This is a genomic window from Amycolatopsis sp. NPDC057786, from assembly GCF_042797905.1.
GTDB lineage: Bacteria > Actinomycetota > Actinomycetes > Mycobacteriales > Pseudonocardiaceae > Amycolatopsis.
Genome location: NZ_JBHVKW010000006.1, coordinates 33,109 through 53,735 on the forward strand (window position 1 = coordinate 33,109; position 20,627 = coordinate 53,735).

Sequence of the window (20,627 nt, forward strand, 5' to 3'; positions counted from 1 at the left end):
CCGCGAGACCATCGGAGCGAACGATGACCGAACAGGGTGCGCTCGCCACACTGCTGGCCGGTCCGAGCGGGCTGGGCACGTCGGCCGCCCGGCTGGCGGCCCGGCTGACCGCTGTTCCTCAGGAGACTCTGCCGCCTGAGGAACCCGCTCTCGACCCGGCGTACGCCTACCGGCCGTGGGGCGACGGGTCGTCACCGCCGTTGTACTGCCCCGTCACCGAACGGATCAACGATCCACTCGCACTGGAGGTCGACCGGCGGCTCGTCCTGTGGGCGGGGGAGTGCGGGTTCGACGAGGAGGAGTGCGAGCAGATCGGGAAGGCGGGATTCGGCAGGCTCGTCATGCTCGCCCACCCGGACTGTGAGGATCCGGACCGGCTCCTGATCTCCGCGCGGCTCAACGCCGCCTGGTGGGCGGCCGACGACCTCTACGCCGACGACACCTCCCTCGGCGCCGTGCCCGCCGAGTTGCCGCCGAAGCTCGCGCTGGCGATGGCCGCCATGGACCCGGTGCCGTCGCTGGGCGAATTCAGCCGCGACCTCGATGAAACCCTGCGGAACGACCGGGTACTGGTGGCGCTGGGCTCGGCGACGGACTTCTTGCGGAGATCCGGGACCGCCGCGCAGGTCCAGCGGGTCTGCTACTCGACCTTCGCGATGTTCGTGAGCTGGACCGCCTACGCCGCGTGGCGGCACAGCGGGAAATACCCGCCGGCGTGGGAATACCTCGCGGCACGGCAACACGACAGCTTCTACACCTCGATGACGTTGATCGACGTCCTCGGTGGTTACGAACTGACCTCGAACCTGTACTACGACCCGCAGGTGCGGGCGGCGGCGATCCAGGCGGGGACGGCGGCCGTACTCGTCAACGACGTGCACTCGGTCACCAAGGATCTGGAGGACGAGTCGCCGCCCTGCAACGCGGTCCTGCTGATCGCCGACGACCGGAAATGCTCGATCGAAGAAGCCACGGCGATCACCGTCGAACTGCACAACGACGTCGTCCGGGACTTCCAGTCGGCGCACGAAAAGCTGAGCGCCGTTCCTTCCATTGAGCTGCAACGGTTCTTACGCGGGTTGCGCGGGTGGATGGGCGGCGGCTTCGAATGGCACTCGACGAGTCCGCGGTACCGCACGAAGCCCGGCAATTAGTCTTCTGGATGCGGTAGTTCGCGACACGAACTTCCGCATTCAGAGGACTAAACGCGGAAGGAGGCTAGACGACGCCCGCCTCGATCAGCTGGCCCCAGATCACGCCTTGGTCCACGACCTCGACTTCGAGTTTTTCGGCCTTGGTGAGCTTGCTCGCTCCGACGTCGGCGCCGGTTATCAGCATGTCCGTGTTCGCCGAGACCGAAGAGGCGATGGTCGCGCCCGCCCTTTCGCACAGCCGCTGGAAGGTCGGGCGCGGCACCTTCTCGCCGGAGCGGGGGTCGCTGATCGAGCCGGTGACCACGACCGTCTTGCCTTCCAACGGCGCGCCTGCCGCGACGACCGGCGGGAGGTCTTCTTCGCGTACGTCCAGCGAGACCCCGGCTTCGCGCAGCCGCTCGAGCTCGGGGCGAAGCCGGGTGAGGTGCTCGATCAGGGAAGCGGCGACCTTCGGGCCGATGTCCTCCACGGCGACGAGGCCTTCCACGCCGGCGTCGGCGACGGCTTCCAGCGAACCGAACCCCGCCCGGCACAGTCGCGCGGCCGTGCCCTCGGAAGCCATCGGGATCGCGAGCCCGATCAGCGCCCGCCGCAGGCCGACGGCCCGGCTCGCGTCGATCGACTCGATCATGCGGGTGGCGGAGATTTCGCCGATGCGGTCGAACTCCAGCAGCTTGTCCTTGGTGAGCCGGTAGAAGTCCGACGGGTGTTCGAGGATCCCGGCCTCGGCGAGCCGCTCGATCCAGACCCCGCCGATCGCGTCGATGTCCGCGGCCGCGCGAGACGCCCAATGGATCAGCCGCCGGACGGTCTGCGCGGGGCAGGCGACGTTGGTGCAGAACAGTTCCCGGCTGTTTCCCTGTTCGGTCAACGGCTCTTCGCACGACGGGCACACCGAGGGCGGCACGATCTCCCGCTCCTCGCCGGTGCGTTTGGCGGCGTCGAGAACGCCCGCCACGAAGGGGATCACGTCGCCCGCGCGGCGCACCAGCACGGTGTCGCCGATCTTGATGCCGCGGGCCTTGATGACCTCCTGGTTGGCCAGCGTCGCCCTGGTGACGGTGGTTCCGCCGACGAACACCGGCTCCAGCCACGCGACGGGCGCGATCTTGCCGGTCTTGCCGACGTCCCAGACGACATCGGCGAGCACGGTGGTCTTCTCCTCGGCGGCGAACTTGAACGCCAGCGCGCCGCGCGGTGAACTGGACCTGGTGCCTGCGGCGGCGTAGGCGTCGCGATCCGCCAGGCGCAACACGGCACCGTCGAGGTCGTAGTCGAGCTCGTTGCGCTGCTGCTCGATGGTCGTGATGACCGCCTGTGCCGCCTCGGCGTCCTCGCAGTGGCGCATGTCGGCGGCGGCGAACCCGAGCGTCCGGAGCGCGCCGTCGAGGTCGGTTTCCGCGCTTTCGGGCTCGGTGGAGAGGTCGAAAGCGAAGAACTGGAGACGCCGTTCGGCGACGGTGGCCGGATCCTTGGCGCGCAGGGTGCCCGCGGCGGCGTTGCGCGGGTTGATCAGCGGTTTGTCCGGGTGGACCTTGTTGTAGGCGGCGAAGGTGGAGCGCAGCATGACCGCCTCACCGCGGACCTCGACCCGGCCGGGGGCGTCGACGGTGTCCGGGACGCCGTCGGTCAGCGCCCGGACCAGCATGGTCACGTCGTCGCCCGTGGTTCCGTCGCCGCGGGTGACCGCCCTGGCGAGCCGCCCGTTCTCGTAGACCAGCGCCAGCGACAGGCCGTCGAGCTTCGGCATGACGACCACCGGCTGCCCGGGGAACCGGGTGAAGAACGCCGCGACCTGCTCGGGTTTGGTCGCCTTCTCCAGCGACAACATCGGGCGCGAGTGGCGGATGGGCGCGTGCAGGATGGCGGGCGCGCCGACCTGCTCGAGCGGGTTCGGATCCGGGGCCAGCTCGGGGTTCGCCTCGACGAGCCCGCGCAATTCGTCCTCGATCGCGTCGTAGTCGGCGTCGGCGACCTTCGGCGAGCCACGGTAGTAGGCGTCGCGAAGGACGACGATCTGATCGGCGAGTTCTTGGATGCGGTCCCGAGCGTTCACAGGGCAGAGATTACCGGGGACCACCGACAGAACATCGTCCGAAGAGGACTCGTGTCACGGGTTGATGGCGAGCACCAGGAAGGCGGCCAGCAGGACCAGGTGCACTCCGCCCTGCAGCCGCGTCGCCCGGCCGGGGACGACGGTGAGCACGCTGACCGCGATCGTCAGCGCCAGCAGCACGATATGCGTGGCGCCGAGGCCCAGCATCAACGGCCCGTCCAGCCAGATCGACGCCAGTGCGATGGTCGGGATGGTGAGTCCGATGCTCGCGATCGCCGAACCGTAGGCCAGGTTCAGACTGGTCTGCATCCGGTCGCGCCGCGCGGCACGGGACGCGGCCAGGGTCTCGGGCAGCAGGACCAGCATGGCGATCACGACGCCGACGAACGACTGCGGGAAGCCCGCGGCGCGGACTCCCGCTTCGATCGCGGGCGATTCGACCTTCGCCAGGCCGACGACGGCGACCAGCGCGACCAGCAGCAGCCCCAGGCTGGCCAGGGCGGCTTTGCCGGTCGGCGGTTCGGCGTGTTCCTCCTCCTTGACGGAGCCCTCGCTGTCCACGGGCAGGAAGAAGTCACGGTGGCGCACGGTCTGCGTGAGCACGAAAAGCCCGTAGAGCAGCAGTGAGGCGACAGCGGCGAAGGTCAGCTGCGTGCCGTTGAAGGCCGGGCCGGGAGTGCTGGTGGTGAAGGTCGGCAGCACGAGGCTGACGGTGGCGAGCGTCGCCACGGTGGCGAGCGCACCGCCGCTGCCCTCCGGGTTGAAATGCGTCTCGCCGGTGCGGCGAGCGCCGACCATGAGCGAAATGCCGGCGATGCCGTTCATCGTGATCATGACCGCGGCGAACACGGTGTCGCGGGCGAGGGTCCCGGCCTCGGGGCCACCGGAGGACATCATCGTCACGATCAGCGCTACTTCGATGACCGTGACCGCGATCGCCAGCACCAGCGAGCCGAAGGGTTCCCCGACGCGGTGCGCGACCACCTCGGCGTGGTGCACCGCGGCCAGCACCGTCCCGCCGAGCGCTAGCGCGACGATGGCCACGGGCACCGGGCCCAGGTCACGGCCCCAGCTCAGCGCCAGCACGACTATGGCGAGGACCGGCATGACGGTGGTCCAGGACACGGGGAATCGTCTGCGCGAAGCGGCCATGCCGTCACCTTCGCACACTCTGCGTGACGTCGCCGCTCGATAGGGGCACAGGGTTACGAAAGCCGAGCGTCGGGGATCCTGACGGTGATCCGCTCGTCCGCGGCCACGATCCGCTGAAGGCGGAACCGGCAGAGGGCGTAGAACATCTCGCCCAGCTCTTCGGGGTCGATGCGGCCTTCTAGGTCGCGTTTGCTCGCGTTGAGCACCCGGCTGATCACGGCCGCGGGTACGCGGCCACTGAACTCGCCCATCAGCCAGGCACCGATTTCGCCGATCTCGTCCGTGATCGTGCGCTGCGCGGTCATCGGCCGCACCTCTCTGCGTCGGAGGGTCACGACACTCCGACGGGTGACCGAAACACCCATGACGGGATACCCGCGAGATTGCTCTGCTCGGCCTAGCCGCCCGCGTCGGTTGCACCGAACCGTGCAGCTGGCCGGGTCGATCTCCGGGAGAACCCCGATGCGATCGACCTCCGGGTGTGCCAGCCTCGACGATGACCATTGTGGACAGTCAGGGAGGAGGGCACACGCGTAGTGGCCCCAGCAAGTGACGAAGAGACCACGCGATGGATAGCGGAGTTGACGGACCTCTGTGAGCTTTACCGGTCCGCGGAGATCACGGGATCGACGGAGGCGGTGTCCCACGCGGGGTGGCATACCGGAGCCCGCATCGGGACGAGCACCGCGGACGGGCGGATGCTGGCCTACCACGATTCGGGTGTCGAGGCGGAGTGCGTCTTCCGAGAGGGAGAGCGCGCACTGTTCAACATCATGAGCACCGGATACGGAAGCGACACCGGCGAGCGCGGGTTCGCGGTGTGGAGTGCGCGGCCGGGCGTGCTCGGAGCGATCGACACCGGGGTGACCCGGCTGGAGGTGGCCGACGCGGACGGCGACGTCGTCCAGGCCGCGATCGTGGCGCACACCTTCGCCGTCGACGTGGACCTGGGTCCGGTGCCCCGGACGATCGACGAAGTGTTCGCCCCGTGGGAGCCGCCGGAGCTGACGGTCCGGGTGTACGGCGAGGGCGACGCGCTGCGGTACGAAGGTCCTCTGCTGACCAGGTGAGAGCAGATGAAGGCCCCCTTCACGCGATGAAGGGGGCCTTCACGTAGTTGTGGTCAGCCGTTCGGAGTCGTGATCACCGCGAACGTGGAGCCCTGACTGGCGATCCGCTCGCTGAGATCGGTGGTGATCGTCTCTATCGGCGCGTAGTTGTTCAGCTCACCGGCCTGGCAGGGGCCCGACCGGGACTGCTGGTTGCCGACCAGGATGCCGAGCGCCGCGTGATCGGCCTGGCTGAACAGCGGCCCGCCGCTGTCACCCGGACGGGCGCAGAGGTCGGTGTTGATCCCGACGTCCGTGGAGAGAACGCGACCGCAACGGGTCCCGACGAGGTAGCCGGCACCCGCTCCGCTGTCGACGGAGTCGGGGTAGTTCACCGCGCTCGACGCCGTTCCGGTGGCGCAGACGACATACCCGGCCTTGATGTCGGCCAGCTTGCGGGCACTGGTGATGTACTCGTCGACCGAGGTGGCCTGTGCGCCGCACGGCGTGTCACCGTTGCTGTCCATACCGCCGTTACGGCAGTACTTCAGCACGCGGTTGCGGCCGGTCTGGCCTTCGAGCCACTGCGTCGACGCCGCGTCGTTCACGTACGGCAGGGCCGCGTAGTCGTACGGGTACGAGCTCTTCTCGATGCCGTGCTGCTGCAACACGTCGTTGGCGTTGTGCTGCGTCGGCGTGTTGTTGGTCTTGGTCCGCATGCAGTGGCCGGCGGTGAGCACCCAGCCCTTGCCGGGGAATCCGCCACCGGTGGACCGCAGGTTGAAGCCGCTGGTGCAACCGCCCCACGTGCCGTTGTCCCGCTTCATGTCCAGCCGGATTCCGCCGCGCATCGGGCCGTAGTTCGTGCAGTAGAGCGGGTGGCAGAAACCCAGATCCACGTTCGCCGTGGACAACGCGTTCGGATTCTTCAGCACGCGGGACACGACCATGCCGGATTCCGCCGCCGCGGCCTGGTGCGCGACGTTCGTCTCGGCGGCCGCGGCGCGCACGGCCGCCTTCTCCTGCGCCACCCAGCCGCGTTCCCAAAGCACGACACGGTTTTCGGACTCGCTCACCGAAGGCAAGTACACCGCGTCGGGGCCGGCGCCGACCTTGGCCGCGACGCGCTCCTTCGCCGCCGTGAGCTGCTGCAACGAATGCTGGACCTGTTGCGTGCGAACAGCCGAACGGGCGGGCATCGCCTTCAGATACGGCTCGGCAGCCGAGGGCTCGGTCATCGCCACGACCAGTTGCCCCTTGTCCTGGTCGAGCCACATGCCGCCGTACTCGGCGCCGCGGTCGCGACGCAGCAGCTCGTCCAGTTTGAGGCTGTCGGTCTGCAGTTCCAGGCGCCGCAACGCCTCCTGCTCGCTCACTCCGTAGTTCTCGACCAGATAGCGCATCGACTCCCGCACCGAAGCGGGATCGAGCGAGGTGTGGAACGACTGCACGGTGTCGGCCGACGCCGGGCTGCCCAGTGCTGTGGTCGCTGCCAGCACCGAAACGGCCAGGGCCCCCAGTCTTCTAGCTCTCCGCACGAGATCTCCTCACATGTCGGGACTTCGCGATCATTCAACCGGAAGTCGCCGCGCGGCCGGGGAGATTTTCCGACATTACCTGGGCGCCCCGTGCCCGCGAGGTGACGGACACGGGGCGCGATGCGGTTACAGACTCGGCTCTCGCCGCTGTTTTCCTTGACGGGCCTTGACAATCCAGGCGCAGAAGAGGGTCAGGAGGCCGACAGTGGTCCCTGCCGACAGCCCGATCTGGGGAGTGCTGATCCTGACGACGCCGACGACGATTCCGCCGCCGATTGTCAGCAGCAGGCACATCCGCAGCGTCGGGGCCCAGCCGGCGAGGACCGCCATCGCCAGGCAGAGCCAGCTGTCGCGCGTCTGCTCTTTGCGATGGCGTCCCGGTGTCCTCAGGAGCGGCCGCGCCTTACGGATCATTTCCGCGGACGTCGCGACACGCCGAACCGGTTTTTCGGCGTGTTCGATGACGACCTTGACCCGTTGGGGCGGCTCGTTGTCTGGTGTCTTCGTGTTGTCAGGCTGTATGGTCACGACCGTCCTGTCCTTGTTCTAGCGAGCGGGCGAATGGACATCCGCGTGGCCTCCTGTGACAGCAGGGGGCCACGCGTGCGTTACCGGTTCTTGACCGGTGCGGCTGAGGACATCTTGGCGAAAGCAGACTGTGACCGTTCAGTAGTACTGCGTGTGTCGCGCTGAACGGTATGCCTGCGTCGCTCAACGGTCTGGGTGACTCCGAAAACTACTAAAAGTAGTGGGTGGGGCCGAATGGCCCAGTGCCGCCGAGAGGTCCCCGCAGCCCGACATCTTGCCTTCCCGGGGTTGGGCCAGGCCATCGCCAGAAGTTCGGCGCCAGCGAAGTCCGCAGGTGGAGGCCGTCGTTGGCGCGTTCGCGCAAGCTGTTTTCGCATTGTGCGAAATGCTGATCGCAACTGTCGAGTACGGTCGAACTTCGCCCAAGCTCGACGAGATTCGAGCAGTCGCGCTCACGGTGCGTTCACCCGATCAGGCGGGTGCTCACCCGTAGTCGCCTCGCTCGGCTTACCAACAGCGAGTGACTGCTCTGAACGAGTGGTCGCACTCGTCTGGGGCCACCGCGGTCGTGTCGTCCATCCAGACACGCGTGTCGTCCGCTGGATCACGTGACATCGCCGGTGTCGGGCCTTCAGTACTCGGGAAGGCGTGAAGCCGGGGGCAGGGGACCTCTGCATTAAGCCGTCCTCCGCCACTCACGACGTTACGATGCCGGAGTGGACGAACGACCGATCACCACGGCGCAGCGCAACTTCCGGCGGGTCGCCGAAGAGCTGGAAAGCATGGGGACCCAGGATCGTTTCACCTACATCTTCCGCTCCCGCTTGTGGAGTTCCTCCTCGGTCTCCGGGCCCGGTTCGGAGTCGGTTCAGACGCGGGAACTGAGCGACCGGTTGCCCGCCCTCCTCGCTGGTTTCGGGGTGCGCACCCTGCTCGACGTGCCGTGCGGCGACTACGGCTGGCTCAGTGAAGTGGGTCTTGATCTCGATCGGTACATCGGCGCCGACATCGTTCCCGATCTGATCGAGATGAACGCCGAACGGTTCCGGGGCGATCCGGTCCACGAGTTCCGGGTGCTCGATCTGACCGGCGATCCGTTGCCGTCGGCCGATCTCGTGCTGTGCCGGGATTGCCTGGTCCATCTGAGTTTCGCCGATATCCGGCGAGCCTTGCGCAACCTGCGGCGGAGCGGTTCCCGCTACCTGCTGACCACGACTTTCACCGAACTGCGGACCAACGCCGACATCGTGACCGGCGACTGGCGGCCGCTGAACCTGTGCCGGGAGCCGTTCGCGTTCCCGGAGCCGCTGGCCGTGCTGGTCGAGGGGTGCACCGAGGAGGACGGCGCCTACGCCGACAAGTCCTTGGGCTTGTGGGAGATCTCCGCGATCGTGGACTGATCGCGGGTTCACCGAAGTGGGAAGTCGGCGCCGTGTTCCTCCTTCGGGCGCGGGCCACGAATGCGCCGCTCGGTCTCGGAGATGGCGACGTCGTTGATGCTCGCCTCGCGACGGCTCATGAGACCGTGCTCGTCGAACTCCCACAGTTCGTTGCCATAGCTGCGCCACGACTGTCCGGCCCGGTCGTGCCATTCGTACTGGAACCGGACGGCGATCCGGTTCTCGGTGAACGCCCAAAGGTTCTTGCGCAGCGCGTAATCGAGCTCCCGTTCCCATTTCCCGGTCAAGAACGTGACGATCTCGTCGCGGCCGCGGACGAAGGTCTCCCGGTTCCGCCACACCGAGTCCGGCGTGTACGCCGACGCCACCTTGCGGGGGTCCCGGGTGTTCCAGGCGTCCTCTGCCGCTTGGACTTTCCGTAGTGCCGTCTCGCGGGTGAACGGCGGGTATGGCGGGCGATCTTCCGTCATCATCGGACCTCCTCAGGTTGAGAACGCGCGTTCTCCACATCTGACGCCTACGATAGGGAACGATCGTTCTCAACGTCAAGGGAGACCCGATGCCGGCCGCCGTCACCGATGAGCAGAACCGCGTCGATCGCGAAGCCCTGCTCGACGCCGCTGAGAAACTCTTCTACGAGAACGGCATCCAGGCGGTCGGCATGGACCAGGTCCGCGCGGCGTCCGGCCTCTCGCTCAAGCGGATCTACCGGTTCTTCGAAGCCAAGGAAGATCTCGTGGTGGCGATGCTCAAACGTCGTGACCGGCGCTGGCGGGACAGCCTGGCCGCCCACGTCGACCGGGTCGCGGATCCTCGTGAGCGGGTGCTCTCCGTCTTCGACTGGCTCGCGGGGTGGTTCGCCGAACCGGGTTTCCGCGGCTGCGCCTGGATCAACGCCCACGGCGAACTCGGTGCGTCGTCCGAGGCGGTATTGGCCGAGGTGCGGGCGCACAAACAAGCGTTCCACGACCAGATCGACACCTGGGTGCGGGCGACAGGACTGCCGGTGACCGAACAGGTCTACCTGCTCGCCGAAGGGGCCATCGTGACGGCCGGGATCAGCGGCGACCAGGCGCCTGCCCGGCAGGCGCGCGAGGCGGTCGCGGCGTTGCTCGGAAGTCCGTGATCAGTCGCAGGACTTGCCCGCGAAGGCGAGACCTCTCGCCCAAAGGGGTCGGCTTCACGTTGTGGCGGGTGCCGAGAGGTGAAACTGGCGTGTATGGAGTTCGTTCGGGAAAGGCGTGGCCGCGGCGGCACCGATCCTGGGTGTACCCGGTCACCGGCCACGTCTGGTCGGGCGGCGCTGTCGATGGTGAAGTTGCAGCAGTTGGCGGGAAATCAAGCCGTGGGAGCGCTGGTCCAGCGAATCCATGTCGGGGATGTCACCGTCCAACGGCAGTCTCTCCAGTCGCTGGCCGGCGCTCCGCCGCCGACGCTGGAACCGCCGGCCATACCGTTGGAGGGTATGCCGCCTGAAGTGTTCGAACTGCCTCCCATCAACGGAGCCGCCACTCGGGCCGCGGAACGTGCCGCCATGGACGTGGCGGCATCCCAGGCGGAGCGCGTTGTGGCAGAACGGGCCGCGGAGGAAGTCGTCGTTCAGGTCGGCGAGCGGATCGTCTCGCGCCGACTCCTGGCCGGGCTTACCGCCGTGGCCCTGGCGGACGAATGGAACCCCGTTGGCTGGTTCCTGGACGGGGTGATCATCGGGCTGCTCGTCTACGACGCCGTTCAGGGCTATCAAACGATCCGCACATCCGCCCAAACGCGGCCTGCCCAGTCTCCTCCTTCCGCTCAAGCGCCTGGTGCCACGTCCACTGTGCGCATCGTCGACCCGGTGCCGGTGCGGTCCGTTATCGCGCCGCACTCCGGCCCGGCGGGGCCCGTTCAGGCTCCGGGAACCGGTGGCGGCGCACCGGTCACCGAGCCGGCCACTGACACGTCACCGCTGGAAGCGGCCCGCCGATCCGATCCAGAGCTGGACAGACTTCTGGACATCGCGGTCACATTGCAGCTCGAAGTGGGGGCCGTGCCGGCGGGCTCCATGGTCACGGCGGTCTCGCGCGGCGGACCTCGCACCCGGAGCAACCAGGATCGGATGAGTTCACCGATGATCCAATCCATCCTCGAACTGATGCGCCAGGCGGGGCTCCTCAACCCGCGGGATGGCACACTGCCGTATCACGCCGAGAAGAAGATGGTCGTCCAGTGGGGTGGACCCTTCGCGGTCAACCAGAACATCTGCCCGAACTGCTGGCGGTTCCTGCGGTGGTTCGCCGGTGACATGGGACGGAGAATCATCGTCGCCGACCCGGCGGGCGTCCACGTCATCACGCCCAATGGCGGATTCATGACGGGCCCGCTCGTGGTCCGGGTGCCCGCCAGCAGATGACAACGCTCTTCGGGATCACGGCAGCCGCTGGTCTGTCGGCGGTGAAAGTCAGACCGCGCGGGCGATCGCGATCGAGCCCTCCAGGCGAGCCCCGGCCTCGTAGAACATGTACTCCTTGCCGTCCATGGTCCCGAAGGACGGCGCCGCGCAACGCCCGTTGTCCGGTGCGCCCGGCATCGGGGCGTGGAAGACGCCGAGGTGTTTGCGCTTGCTGAAGTCGTTGCCGACCTCGGTGATGAGCATGTTGCCGCCGGCTTCGATGTTCTCGTGGTAGATCACGTACGTCGACGTGCCGCGCCGGACGACGGTCGGGGCGGCGATGTTGCTTGCACCGACCTCTTCGGGGCGGATCAGCGGGGTCTGCGAGAACGTCCAGTTCCGTCCGTCGGCGGACCAGCCCCAGCCGATCGCGCGATGGTTGCTCCTGTCGTTGACCATGAAGACCATCACGTACTTCGCGCCGCGTGACGGCAGGCTGTGCCGGAACACCCGCGCGTAGGAGGTCTCGGTGGTGCCGGCGGGCAGCATCGAGGTGGAGAGCACGACCTTGTCGTAGGTGAAGTGGATCCCGTCCTTGGACCGGGCGAGCCGGGTCGTGGTGTTCTCGCCGTGGAAGTACAGCCACAGTTCGCGCGCGTCCTCGTTCCACAGCACGTGCGACGACGAGACGTGCGAGACGTCGTAGTGCGGTTTCCAGGTCCTTGTGACGATCGGGTTGTTCGCGTACTCGGTGAAGGGGCCTTCGAGGCTGTCGGCATAGGAGAGACAGATGCCGCCGGGAGCGTCGTGCGGCGCGTAGTACAGGTAGTAGCGGCCCAACGGGTTCGCGACCCGGCCCGCGACACCGCGGATGCACGGGAAGATCAGTTCGCCGGTCGGGTTGTACTTCAGTTTGCTCTTGTCGAACGCGGTGCGCAGGAACCGGTACTCCGGGAATCCGGCCGGTGCGGCGGACGCGGACCCGGCACCCAGGACGGGTATCGCGGCGAGGCCGAGGCCTACTCCGGCGGCTCCGCGCAGAGCCGCGCGTCGGGACAGCTCGGTCATGCGGACACTCCCTTTCGTCGGCGTTGACGTGCTTCGTCCAACCATTCGGACAGCACGTGGGCACCGTCAAGCAGCTAATACGTATTAGTCCTGCTCAGCGGAGGTACCGGACAGGATGGGCCGGTTTCCTTGATTTCGCGGAATCCTGCACAGATGCTCGGCTAAACCGCATTAGCCCACATCGAGGAGCCGGAATGGCAGCAGGACGCCGTCCGCCGCGGCAGGCGGACATCGCCCGCATCGCCGGGGTGTCGCAGGCGACCGTCTCCGTGGTGCTGGGCGGAAACCGCTCCGTGCGGATGGCCGAGTCGACCCGGCAGCGGGTGATGGAAGTGGCGCAGGACCTCGGTTACGTGCCGCATCCGGTCGCGACCCGGCTCGCACGGTCGCGATCGAATCTGCTCGGCCTCTACACCTTCCGCAGCGCCTTCCCGACCGACGAGGCGGACACCTATCACCCGATCCTGTCCGGGGTGGAGGAACAGGCGGCCAAACTCGGCCAGGACCTCATCCTGTTCACCGGTACCAGCGGGCCGGGCGCCCGGCAGGAGGCGGCGATCCGCCGCACCCGGCTGGCCGACGGCTGCCTGTTCTTCGGCAGGCACGTCCCGGAAGGCCCGGTGTCCCGGCTCGTCGACGACGGTTTCCCGTTGGTCTACATCGGACGGCGCCCGGAGCTCGGCGGCCGGATCCCTTACGTCGGCGCCGATTACGTGACGGCGTCCGCGCTGGTGCTGCGGCGCCTGCTCGATCTCGGTCACCGCGAAATCCGGTATGTGCGCGAGGTGGACGAGGCACCGTCGTCGGAAGACCGGCAGCGCGGTGTGCTTCGGGCGGCCCCGCGGACCGGCGTCGTCCGGTTGCAGGGCACGGAGGTCACCGCGACGACCGTGCGGGGCTGGATCGCCGACGGCGTCACCGCCGTGGTGGTGGAGGGAACCGACACCGGTACGGCGTACCGCGCGGTCCGGCGCGCCGTCGACACCGCCGGACTGTCCACTCCGGACGATCTCTCGCTCGCGGTGCTCGGCGGCCCGCCCGGGGTGAGCGGTTTCGAGGTCCCCATGCGGGAGATGGGCAGACGCGCGGTGCGGCTGCTGGTCGACCTCGTGACCGAAAAGACGACCGCGTCGCAGCAGCTGCTGCGGTGCCCACAGGTGGACGGCGCGCAGGTCGGCCCACCACGATCCCGATAGGACGGAACATGAAAGAACTCGGCACCGAGATCCTCGTCGCGGGCGGCGGGGTGGGCGGCGTCGCCGCCGCGCTCGCCGCGGCCTCGGCGGGGCATCACGTCGTGCTGACCGAGGAAACCGACTGGCTCGGCGGTCAGTTCACCGCACAGGCGGTTCCTCCGGACGAGAACCCGTGGATCGAGCGCTTCGGTGGCACGGCGACGTATCGCGCCTTCCGTGAGGGTGTGCGTGACTACTACCGGCGGAACTACCCGCTGCGCGCCGAAGCGGCGGCGCTGACCGACCTCAACCCGGGCGCGGGCCGGGTGAGCAAGCTGTGTCACGAGCCGCGTGTGGCGCTCGCCGTGCTGGAGGCCATGCTGGCGCCGCATCGGGCCGCTGGACGGCTCACCGTGCTGCTTCGTCACCGGCCGGTCGCGGCGGAGGTGAGCGGTGACCGGGTCGACGCAGTCACCTTCGAAGGCCCCGGCGGCGAGCACACCACCGTGCGTGCCCAGTACGTGCTCGACGCGACCGAGAATGGTGATCTCCTGCCGTTGACCGGCACCGAATTCGCGATCGGCGCCGAGGCCCAGTCCGACCACGGCGAACCACACGCCCCCGAGCACGCGGACCCCGGCAACCTCCAGGGGATCACCTACTGCTTCGCGCTGTCGCATCACGCGGGTGAGGACCACACGATCGACCGGCCGGAGCTGTACGGCTTCTGGCGCGAGTACCAGCCGGACTTCTGGCCCGGCCCGCTGCTCGGTTTCCTCGCGCCGGATCCGCGTTCGCTCGCGCCGGTCGGCCGCACCTTCGATCCGAACCCGGACACCGATCCGCTGGCGGTGAGCGCGGACCAGAGCGCAGACGCCGGGGACAAGGAACTGTGGGGCTTCCGCCGGATCCTCGCGCGCAAGCTGCACCGGCCGGGCGCCTTCGACTCCGACATCACGCTGGTGAACTGGCCACTCAACGACTACTGGCTGCGGCCCGCCGTGGAGATCGACGGCGTGAGCACGGCCGAAGACGTCGCGCTGGCCCATCACGAGGCCAAACAGCTCTCGTTGTCGGTGCTGTACTGGTTGCAGACGGAGGCGCCGCGGCTCGACGGCGGCACCGGCTTCCCCGGCCTGAAGCTGCGCCGGGACGTCGTCGACACGGACGACGGGCTGGCCAAATCCGCCTATGTGCGCGAAGCACGGCGGATCCGGGCCGTCACGACGATCGTCGAACAGGACGTTTCGCTCGACGTGCTCGGGCCGACCGGGCGCAAGCGCCGCGAAGACTCCGTCGGCGTCGGCAGCTACCGGATCGATCTGCATCCCTCGACGGCGGGCGACACCTACGTCGACGTCCCGAGCGTCCCGTTCGAGCTGCCCCTCGGCGCGCTGCTGCCCCAGCGGATGCGGAACCTGCTGCCGGCGGGCAAGAACATCGGCACGACCCACATCACCAACGGCTGTCACCGGCTGCACCCCGTGGAGTGGAACGTCGGCGAGGTCGCCGGTCACCTCGCCGGATTCGCGGTGCGCGGAGGCGGCGAGCCGCACGCCGTCCGCGAGGACCCGGCGCGGTTCGAGGAGTTCGCCCGGCTGCTGGACCGCGCCGGCGTCGAGCGGCGCTGGCCAGAGGTCCGCGGTTACTGACCCATTCCCCCAGGAGGTGGACGATGACGTCCCAACCCACTCCGGTACGCGTCGGCATCGACGTCGGTGGCACGTTCACCGACGCGGTCGCCGTCGACGCCCGCACGTTCGCCCTGCTCGGCCAGGTCAAGGTCCCGACCAGCCACGACCACGAAGACGGCGTCGCGCACGGGATTCTCGAGGCACTGGAAAAGCTCCGCGCCGACATCGGCATCGGCGCGGAGGACGTCTCGTTCCTCGCGCACGGCACCACTCAGGCGACCAACGCACTGCTGGAAGGCGACGTGGCGACGGTCGGGATCGCCGGGGTGGGCACTGGTTTCGACGCTTTCGCCACGCGGCGGCTCGGGGCCTTCGCGAAAATGGAGCTGGCGCCGGGGCGGAAACTCCCGGTGCGGTTCGCGCCCGTGCGTGAGCTCTCCGGCGCGGGCGAAGCCGTCGAGGATCTGGTCCGCCGGGGAGCGGAAGTGATCGTCGCCGTCGAACCGTTCAGTGTGGACGATCCCGAGGGGGAGCGGGCGGTGGCGGCCGCCGCGCGGGAGCGGGACGTGCTCGCCACGGCCACGCACGAGATCACCGGCCTGTACGGCCTCACGAAGCGGGCCCGCACCGCGGTGCTGAACGCGGGGATCATGCCGCGCATGGTGTCGACCGCCGATCTGGTCGAGTCGAGTGTGCGGCGGGCGGGTGTGACCGCGCCGTTGATGGTGGTGCGCGGTGACGGCGGCGTCATGTCGTTGCCGGAGATGCGACGGCGGCCGCTGCTGACGGCGCTGTCCGGGCCCGCCGCGGGAGTCGCCGGAGCGTTGATGGGGGAGAAGCTCAGCGAAGGGCTGTTCCTCGAAACCGGCGGCACGTCCACCGACATCAGCGTGGTCCGCCGCGGGCGGGTGCTCGTGCGGCACGCCCATCTCGGCGGGCACGAGACGTACCTGCCCGCCCTCGACGTGCGCACGATCGGCGTCGGCGGCGGTTCCCTGATCCGGTTTTCCGGACGTGCCGTGACCGACGTCGGGCCACGCAGCGCGCATATCGCGGGCCTGCCGTACGCGTGTTTCGCGCCCGCGTCGGCGCTGGAGGGGGCGAAACTGGTCACCGTCTCCCCGCGGCCGGACGATCCGAGCGATTACGTCGCCTTGGACGCGGCCGACGGCAAGCGGTACGCGCTCACTCTGACGTGTGCAGCCAACGCGCTCGGCGTCGTGCCCGCCGATTCCTACGCGCGTTCGGAGGCGGAATCCGCGCGCCTGGCGCTGGCGCCGCTCGCCGCGGCGATGGGCGTTTCGGCCGAAGAAGCCGCGCGGACGGTGTTGCGCCAGGCGGTCAAGCCGGTGCGCGCGATCGTCGACGAGCTGATCCGGGAATACCGGCTGGACCGGCCGACCCTGGTCGGCGGCGGAGGCGGGGCGGCCGCGGTCACCCCGTTCCTCGGCGAGGATTCCGGGCACGACTGGCGGATCGCCGCCCACGCCGAAGTGATCAGCCCGCTCGGCGCGGCGCTGGCACTGGTCCGGGAGTCGGTCGAGCGGATCGTGCCCAGCCCCACCAACGCCGACATCCTCGCCGTGCGGACCGAGGCCGAGTCAGCCGTCGTCGCGCAGGGCGCCGACCCGGCGGGTGTCGAGGTCGACGTCACGGTCGACCCGCAGCGCAACCTGGTGCGCGCGGTGGCCACCGGCGCGACCGAGCTCCGCACCAAGGACCGTTCGTCCACAGTGGACGACGAGGCGGTCGGAACCGCCGTCGCGCGCAGCATCGGTGTCGGCCCCGATCGGTTGACGCGCGTCGCGAACACGGCACACCACCGTGTGTTCGCCGCGCCGGCCCGGCGGCGAGGAGTGTTCGGCCGGTTCACGAAACCGGTCCAGCACGTCCGGGTCGTCGACGGTGAAGGCGTGATCCGGTTGCACGGTGCCGGGGCCGTCGTCGAGACCTCCGACGCCGGTGCCGCCCAAGCGCGGCTGGCCACGCTCGCCGATCAGCACACCCGCTACGGCGACGGCGGTTCCCGCGCTCCGGCGGTGTGGTTGCTGGTGGGGCCCAAGATCGCGGACCTGTCCGGCGTGCTCGACCGCGACCAGTTGCTCGCACTCGCCGGAGCCGAGCTGAAGACCCGCGCGAGTGACGAGCCGGTCGTCGTGATTCTCCAGGACCGCCGATGAACGACGTCGAGCTGGCGGTCGGCCTGCTGCGGGCGACGCCCACCCACGAGAACCGTTCCGACGGGCAACTGCGCACCTGGGCGGAGATCGCGCTGGCGTACGGCGACGAGTTGGCAGACGGCAGCGATTCCGGCGAGATCCAGGTCGTGGAGCGCGAAGGCGGCGTCAGCGACGGTGAGCTGTTGATCGCCGAGCATCAGCGCGGCTCTGTCATCTTGTACACCGACGCCTTGCAGCAGGTCGAAAAACTGGCACGAGCGCGCGGATGGCCGGTCACCCGGGAAACCTTGCGCCGGGCCGCGGTGGCACACGAACTCGCGCACCACCGGCTCGACGTGCGCGAGCTGAACCGGCGGCTCGGGCATACCGCGTTCCGGCTCGGACCGCTGCGCCTGCGCGGCCACGTCGCCGGCGCGGAGGAGATAGCCGCGCATCGCTTCGCCCACCACCGCAGCGGTCTGGCCGTCAGCCCGCTGCTCATCACCACCGCGCTCGCGGGAGGGAACTGACCATGGGAATCGCGATTCTTGTCCTGATGGCGGTGGGCGTCGTGCTCATGCTCACCCGCGTGCTGCCCACGGCGTTCGCGCTGGTGCTGCTCGCGCTCGGGATCGCCGTCCTCGCCGGAGCGCCGCTGACGGGCGCGAAGGACAGCATCCTGACCGGTGTGCTCCAGACCGGCTCGGCGACGCTGGCGTCCACGATGATCGCCGTCCTGCTCGGCTCCTGGCTCGGCACGCTGATGGACGAGACCGGCATCGCCGGCACCCTCGTGCGCAAGATCGTCGAGTTCGGCGGGGAACGGCCGTCGGTCGTCGCGCTCGGCGTGTTCGCCGTGTCGATCCTGTGCGGCAGCATCACCGGCTCGGCTCCGGCGGCCATGCTCGCCGGCGTCGTCGGCATCCCCGCGATGATCGCCGTGGGCGTCAGCCCGGTCGCCGCGGGTGGCACGGTACTGATGGGCATCTCGGCGGGAGCACCGCTGGAACTGGCCGTGTGGCAGTTCCTGTCCGACGCGCTGGGCTCGCCGGTCTCCGACGTGAAGTCGATCATGATCAAGCTGTTCCCGCTCGCGCTCGTCGTGGGCATCGCCTACGTGCTCATCCAGACGCGGCGCGGTGCCCGGCACACGTGGGCGGTGAAGCTGGACCGGCCGAAGGCCCGCGTCCGCCGCGGCGACGCGCCTTGGTACGCGCTGCTTTCGCCGCTGTTGCCGATCGTCCTCGCCCTCGGGTTCGCCGTGCCGATCGTGCCGTCCCTGCTGGCCGGGGTGATCTACGCGCTGGTGACGACGACGAAATGGGGCGAGCTCAGCGGACGTGGCCTGCGCTCGCTGTACAAGGCGTTCGACGTCGCGGCGCCGCCGATCGTGTTGTTCGTCGCGATCGGGATGCTGCTGGCCGCCGTGAAGCTCCCCGGTGCGAAGGGCGCGCTGACGCCGATCGTGGCGGCGATCAGCCCGTCCGGCGCGGTGTGGTTCGTCGTGGTCTTCGCGGCGCTCGTCCCGCTGTGCCTGTTCCGCGGCCCGCTCAACGTGTTCGGGCTCGGCGCCGGTGTCGCGGGTGTGCTGGTCACCGGCGGCATCTACCCGCTTCCGGCCGTCGTCGGGCTCATGGCGTCCTACAACCAGGTGTTCAGCGTCTCCGATCCCACGAGCACCCAGACCGTGTGGGCGTCGCAGTACGCCGGGGTGCGCCCCGAACGCGCGATGGTCTCGACGCTGCCGTACACCTGGCTGGTCGGTTTGGGCGGCATGGTGCTCACGGCGGTGCTGTACCTGTGATCACGACGTCCGACGGGCTCCGGCTCGACAGCGTCCGGCACGACGGCGGCCCGGAGACGGTCGTGCTCGTCCACGGCATCACGGCGGATCTCGACGAGAACGGGCTGTTCACCGAGCTGGCGTCGAGACTCACCGCGGCGGGATTCTCGGTGCTGAGGTTCTCCTTCCGCGGGCACGGCCGTAGTGACGGACGGCCGAGGGACATGACCATCGCGGGCGAACTCCTGGACCTGCGCGCCGCGGTGGACGGGCCTGTTTCGGTGGTGGCGTCGAGCTTCGGTGCCGTCAGCACGGCACTGTCGCTGGCGTCGCTGCCTGTGCGGAGGGTTGTGCTCTGGCAGCCGGTGCTCGACCTGCGGCGGACCTTCCTGGAGCCGGAGCTGCCCAGAGGGATCACGTTGTACTCGGACCGGACTTGTTTGGCGGAGAACGGGTTTCTGGATATCGAAGGCCGGTTCGAGCTGGGCGCGGCGCTGTTCGAGGAGTTCGCCCGCCTTGACCCGAGGGGCGCCTTCCTGGCGTCCGGGATGCCCGCGCTCGTCGTCCACGGTTCGGGGGATGAGCACGTCTCTCACGACATCGCGCGGGAAACCGCCCTCGCGCGGCCCGGGACGGAGTGGCACTCACTTGCCGGCGCGGGACACGGCTTCGGGGACTCCGCGGAGGAGGCGCTGGAGGTCACCGTGCGGTGGCTTTCGCGGGGTAAGGCAGGCTGAGCGCACAGTCGCCCATGCTCTCCGAGCAGTTCGGGCGGGAGTTCGAGGCCGACGCGACTTCGCAAGCGCGCAAACCTAGCGAGAATCGGCGCGATCGGGTGACCGAAGGGGGGTCGGAAGACCCCAGGCCTCCGCCACTTGTTCCGGGGTCAGCACCGACGCCGGCTCGCCTTCACCGACAAGACGGCCGTCCTGCAGCAGCAGACAATGATCGGCCCGGCCCGCGACCTCGAGGTCGTGCGTGACGCGCACGACCGTCGTGCCTTCGGCGAGGGTGGCGCGCAGGGCTTCGTCGATCAGGCCGCGGGCGTGCAGGTCGAGACCGGCCGACGGCTCGTCGAGCAGCAGCAATCCGGCTTGCTGGGCCAACCCCTGCGCCACCAGTGCCCGTTGGCGTTGCCCACCGGACAGCGTGCCGATCAACCGGTCCGCGATCGAGGTGATTTCCAGTAGTTCCAGGCATTCTCCGACGATCTTCCGGTCCGTCTTGGTCAGCCGCCGCCAGTGGCCGCGGTGCGCCCAGCGCCCCATCGTGACGGTGGCGCGGACCGTGATCGGCAGCGACCGCGACACCTCGCTCTGCTGGGTCACGTAGGCGACCCGCCCCGAGTCTCGCCGGGTCACCGAACCGGTGGTCGCCGGGAGCACACCCGCGACGAGGTTCAGCAGCGACGACTTCCCCGCGCCGTTCGCGCCGGCGATGGCGGTGAGTCGCGCGGACGGTACCTGGGCGGTGATCCCGCGCAGCACCTCGCGAGAGCCGTAGTGGGCGTGCGCGCGGTCGATCGTGAGGGCCGCTGTGTCCGGGGTCATCGCACCTCTT

General features: G+C 69.0%; 19 protein-coding genes. 11 read left to right on the forward strand and 8 right to left on the reverse strand.

Annotation, left to right across the window (positions count from 1 at the left end; all coding sequences use genetic code 11):
- Positions 1-23: 23 nt before the first annotated feature.
- The gene (locus ACFVM3_RS06295; RefSeq protein WP_378436118.1) at positions 24-1,154 is read left to right on the forward strand and encodes a family 2 encapsulin nanocompartment cargo protein terpene cyclase; all 1,131 of its coding nucleotides are present in this window, start codon (positions 24-26) and stop codon (positions 1,152-1,154) included.
- 64 nt (positions 1,155-1,218) lie between these two features.
- Here ACFVM3_RS06295 and ligA read toward each other — a convergent pair whose 3' ends face one another.
- The 3 genes from ligA to ACFVM3_RS06310 are packed head-to-tail and all read right to left on the reverse strand — an operon-like array spanning position 1,219 to position 4,667.
- Positions 1,219-3,210: an NAD-dependent DNA ligase LigA gene (gene ligA / locus ACFVM3_RS06300; protein WP_378436120.1), complete on the reverse strand. Its 1,992-nt coding sequence runs from the start codon at positions 3,208-3,210 to the stop codon at positions 1,219-1,221.
- A gap of 54 nt (positions 3,211-3,264) precedes the next feature.
- Complete coding sequence (locus ACFVM3_RS06305) at positions 3,265-4,362, reverse strand: calcium:proton antiporter (RefSeq protein WP_378436121.1); 1,098 nt, start codon at positions 4,360-4,362, stop codon at positions 3,265-3,267.
- Positions 4,363-4,415: 53 nt separating this feature from the next.
- The gene (locus tag ACFVM3_RS06310) at positions 4,416-4,667 is read right to left on the reverse strand and encodes a hypothetical protein (RefSeq protein ID WP_378436123.1); all 252 of its coding nucleotides are present in this window, start codon (positions 4,665-4,667) and stop codon (positions 4,416-4,418) included.
- Positions 4,668-4,943: 276 nt separating this feature from the next.
- Here ACFVM3_RS06310 and ACFVM3_RS06315 point away from each other — a divergent pair, with 276 nt between their 5' ends.
- A complete protein-coding gene (locus tag ACFVM3_RS06315; protein ID WP_378436125.1) occupies positions 4,944-5,432 on the forward strand; it encodes a hypothetical protein in 489 nt (162 codons plus the stop codon).
- Positions 5,433-5,485: 53 nt separating this feature from the next.
- Here the strand turns inward: ACFVM3_RS06315 and ACFVM3_RS06320 are convergent, their stop codons facing one another.
- Positions 5,486-6,949 (reverse strand): trypsin-like serine protease, encoded by a 1,464-nt coding sequence (locus ACFVM3_RS06320; protein ID WP_378436127.1) that lies wholly within the window; start codon positions 6,947-6,949, stop codon positions 5,486-5,488.
- A gap of 126 nt (positions 6,950-7,075) precedes the next feature.
- The gene (locus ACFVM3_RS06325) at positions 7,076-7,477 is read right to left on the reverse strand and encodes a hypothetical protein (RefSeq protein ID WP_378436129.1); all 402 of its coding nucleotides are present in this window, start codon (positions 7,475-7,477) and stop codon (positions 7,076-7,078) included.
- Positions 7,478-8,193: 716 nt separating this feature from the next.
- Here ACFVM3_RS06325 and ACFVM3_RS06330 point away from each other — a divergent pair.
- Positions 8,194-8,877, forward strand: coding sequence for a class I SAM-dependent methyltransferase (locus ACFVM3_RS06330; RefSeq protein WP_378436131.1), 684 nt, complete (start codon positions 8,194-8,196; stop codon positions 8,875-8,877).
- Between the two features lie 8 nt (positions 8,878-8,885).
- Here ACFVM3_RS06330 and ACFVM3_RS06335 read toward each other — a convergent pair whose 3' ends face one another.
- Positions 8,886-9,347, reverse strand: a complete 462-nt coding sequence (locus tag ACFVM3_RS06335; protein WP_378436373.1) for a nuclear transport factor 2 family protein — start codon at positions 9,345-9,347, stop codon at positions 8,886-8,888.
- Between the two features lie 89 nt (positions 9,348-9,436).
- Here ACFVM3_RS06335 and ACFVM3_RS06340 point away from each other — a divergent pair, with 89 nt between their 5' ends.
- Together ACFVM3_RS06340 and ACFVM3_RS06345 are read left to right on the forward strand one after the other, a co-directional pair.
- Entirely contained in the window at positions 9,437-10,003 is a 567-nt protein-coding gene (locus tag ACFVM3_RS06340; protein WP_378436133.1) for a TetR/AcrR family transcriptional regulator, read from the forward strand.
- A 183-nt stretch (positions 10,004-10,186) separates the two neighbouring features.
- On the forward strand, positions 10,187-11,269 hold the full coding sequence (locus tag ACFVM3_RS06345; RefSeq protein WP_378436134.1) for a hypothetical protein: 1,083 nt from the start codon (positions 10,187-10,189) through the stop codon (positions 11,267-11,269).
- 48 nt (positions 11,270-11,317) lie between these two features.
- Here ACFVM3_RS06345 and ACFVM3_RS06350 read toward each other — a convergent pair whose 3' ends face one another.
- Positions 11,318-12,316 carry a hypothetical protein gene (locus tag ACFVM3_RS06350; protein WP_378436136.1) on the reverse strand — a complete coding sequence of 333 codons (999 nt, stop codon included), beginning with the start codon at positions 12,314-12,316 and terminating at the stop codon, positions 11,318-11,320.
- Between the two features lie 194 nt (positions 12,317-12,510).
- Between ACFVM3_RS06350 and ACFVM3_RS06355 the strand changes: the two genes are divergently transcribed.
- The 6 genes from ACFVM3_RS06355 to ACFVM3_RS06380 are packed head-to-tail and all read left to right on the forward strand — an operon-like array spanning position 12,511 to position 19,804.
- On the forward strand, positions 12,511-13,512 hold the full coding sequence (locus ACFVM3_RS06355) for a LacI family DNA-binding transcriptional regulator (protein WP_378436138.1): 1,002 nt from the start codon (positions 12,511-12,513) through the stop codon (positions 13,510-13,512).
- A gap of 8 nt (positions 13,513-13,520) precedes the next feature.
- Complete coding sequence (locus tag ACFVM3_RS06360; RefSeq protein WP_378436140.1) at positions 13,521-15,143, forward strand: FAD-dependent oxidoreductase; 1,623 nt, start codon at positions 13,521-13,523, stop codon at positions 15,141-15,143.
- Between the two features lie 23 nt (positions 15,144-15,166).
- A complete protein-coding gene (locus tag ACFVM3_RS06365; protein ID WP_378436142.1) occupies positions 15,167-17,305 on the forward strand; it encodes a hydantoinase/oxoprolinase family protein in 2,139 nt (712 codons plus the stop codon).
- A complete protein-coding gene (locus tag ACFVM3_RS06370; protein ID WP_378436144.1) occupies positions 17,302-17,814 on the forward strand; it encodes a hypothetical protein in 513 nt (170 codons plus the stop codon). Before ACFVM3_RS06365 ends, ACFVM3_RS06370 begins: the two co-directional genes overlap by 4 nt.
- 2 nt (positions 17,815-17,816) lie before the next feature.
- The gene (locus ACFVM3_RS06375) at positions 17,817-19,088 is read left to right on the forward strand and encodes a transporter (protein ID WP_378436146.1); all 1,272 of its coding nucleotides are present in this window, start codon (positions 17,817-17,819) and stop codon (positions 19,086-19,088) included.
- Complete coding sequence (locus ACFVM3_RS06380) at positions 19,085-19,804, forward strand: alpha/beta fold hydrolase (RefSeq protein WP_378436148.1); 720 nt, start codon at positions 19,085-19,087, stop codon at positions 19,802-19,804. The genes ACFVM3_RS06375 and ACFVM3_RS06380 overlap by 4 nt, the downstream gene beginning before the upstream one ends.
- Before the next feature lie 75 nt (positions 19,805-19,879).
- Here the strand turns inward: ACFVM3_RS06380 and aztA are convergent, their stop codons facing one another.
- Positions 19,880-20,617 carry a zinc ABC transporter ATP-binding protein AztA gene (gene aztA, locus ACFVM3_RS06385; RefSeq protein ID WP_378436150.1) on the reverse strand — a complete coding sequence of 246 codons (738 nt, stop codon included), beginning with the start codon at positions 20,615-20,617 and terminating at the stop codon, positions 19,880-19,882.
- Between the last annotated feature and the right edge of the window lie 10 nt (positions 20,618-20,627).

What these genes read in the sequence shown, in the direction of transcription:
- ACFVM3_RS06340 (WP_378436133.1), top strand. Translation starts at nt 9,437, where the DNA reads ATGCCGGCCGCCGTCACCGATGAGCAGAACCGCGTCGATCGCGAAGCC.
- ACFVM3_RS06375 (WP_378436146.1), top strand. Translation starts at nt 17,817, where the DNA reads ATGGGAATCGCGATTCTTGTCCTGATGGCGGTGGGCGTCGTGCTCATG.
- ACFVM3_RS06365 (WP_378436142.1), top strand. Translation starts at nt 15,167, where the DNA reads ATGACGTCCCAACCCACTCCGGTACGCGTCGGCATCGACGTCGGTGGC.
- ACFVM3_RS06295 (WP_378436118.1), top strand. Translation starts at nt 24, where the DNA reads ATGACCGAACAGGGTGCGCTCGCCACACTGCTGGCCGGTCCGAGCGGG.
- ACFVM3_RS06355 (WP_378436138.1), top strand. Translation starts at nt 12,511, where the DNA reads ATGGCAGCAGGACGCCGTCCGCCGCGGCAGGCGGACATCGCCCGCATC.
- ACFVM3_RS06345 (WP_378436134.1), top strand. Translation starts at nt 10,187, where the DNA reads ATGGTGAAGTTGCAGCAGTTGGCGGGAAATCAAGCCGTGGGAGCGCTG.
- aztA (WP_378436150.1), bottom strand. Translation starts at nt 20,617, where the DNA reads ATGACCCCGGACACAGCGGCCCTCACGATCGACCGCGCGCACGCCCAC.
- ACFVM3_RS06335 (WP_378436373.1), bottom strand. Translation starts at nt 9,347, where the DNA reads ATGACGGAAGATCGCCCGCCATACCCGCCGTTCACCCGCGAGACGGCA.
- ACFVM3_RS06305 (WP_378436121.1), bottom strand. Translation starts at nt 4,362, where the DNA reads ATGGCCGCTTCGCGCAGACGATTCCCCGTGTCCTGGACCACCGTCATG.
- ACFVM3_RS06360 (WP_378436140.1), top strand. Translation starts at nt 13,521, where the DNA reads ATGAAAGAACTCGGCACCGAGATCCTCGTCGCGGGCGGCGGGGTGGGC.
- ACFVM3_RS06310 (WP_378436123.1), bottom strand. Translation starts at nt 4,667, where the DNA reads ATGACCGCGCAGCGCACGATCACGGACGAGATCGGCGAAATCGGTGCC.
- ACFVM3_RS06350 (WP_378436136.1), bottom strand. Translation starts at nt 12,316, where the DNA reads ATGACCGAGCTGTCCCGACGCGCGGCTCTGCGCGGAGCCGCCGGAGTA.
- ACFVM3_RS06370 (WP_378436144.1), top strand. Translation starts at nt 17,302, where the DNA reads ATGAACGACGTCGAGCTGGCGGTCGGCCTGCTGCGGGCGACGCCCACC.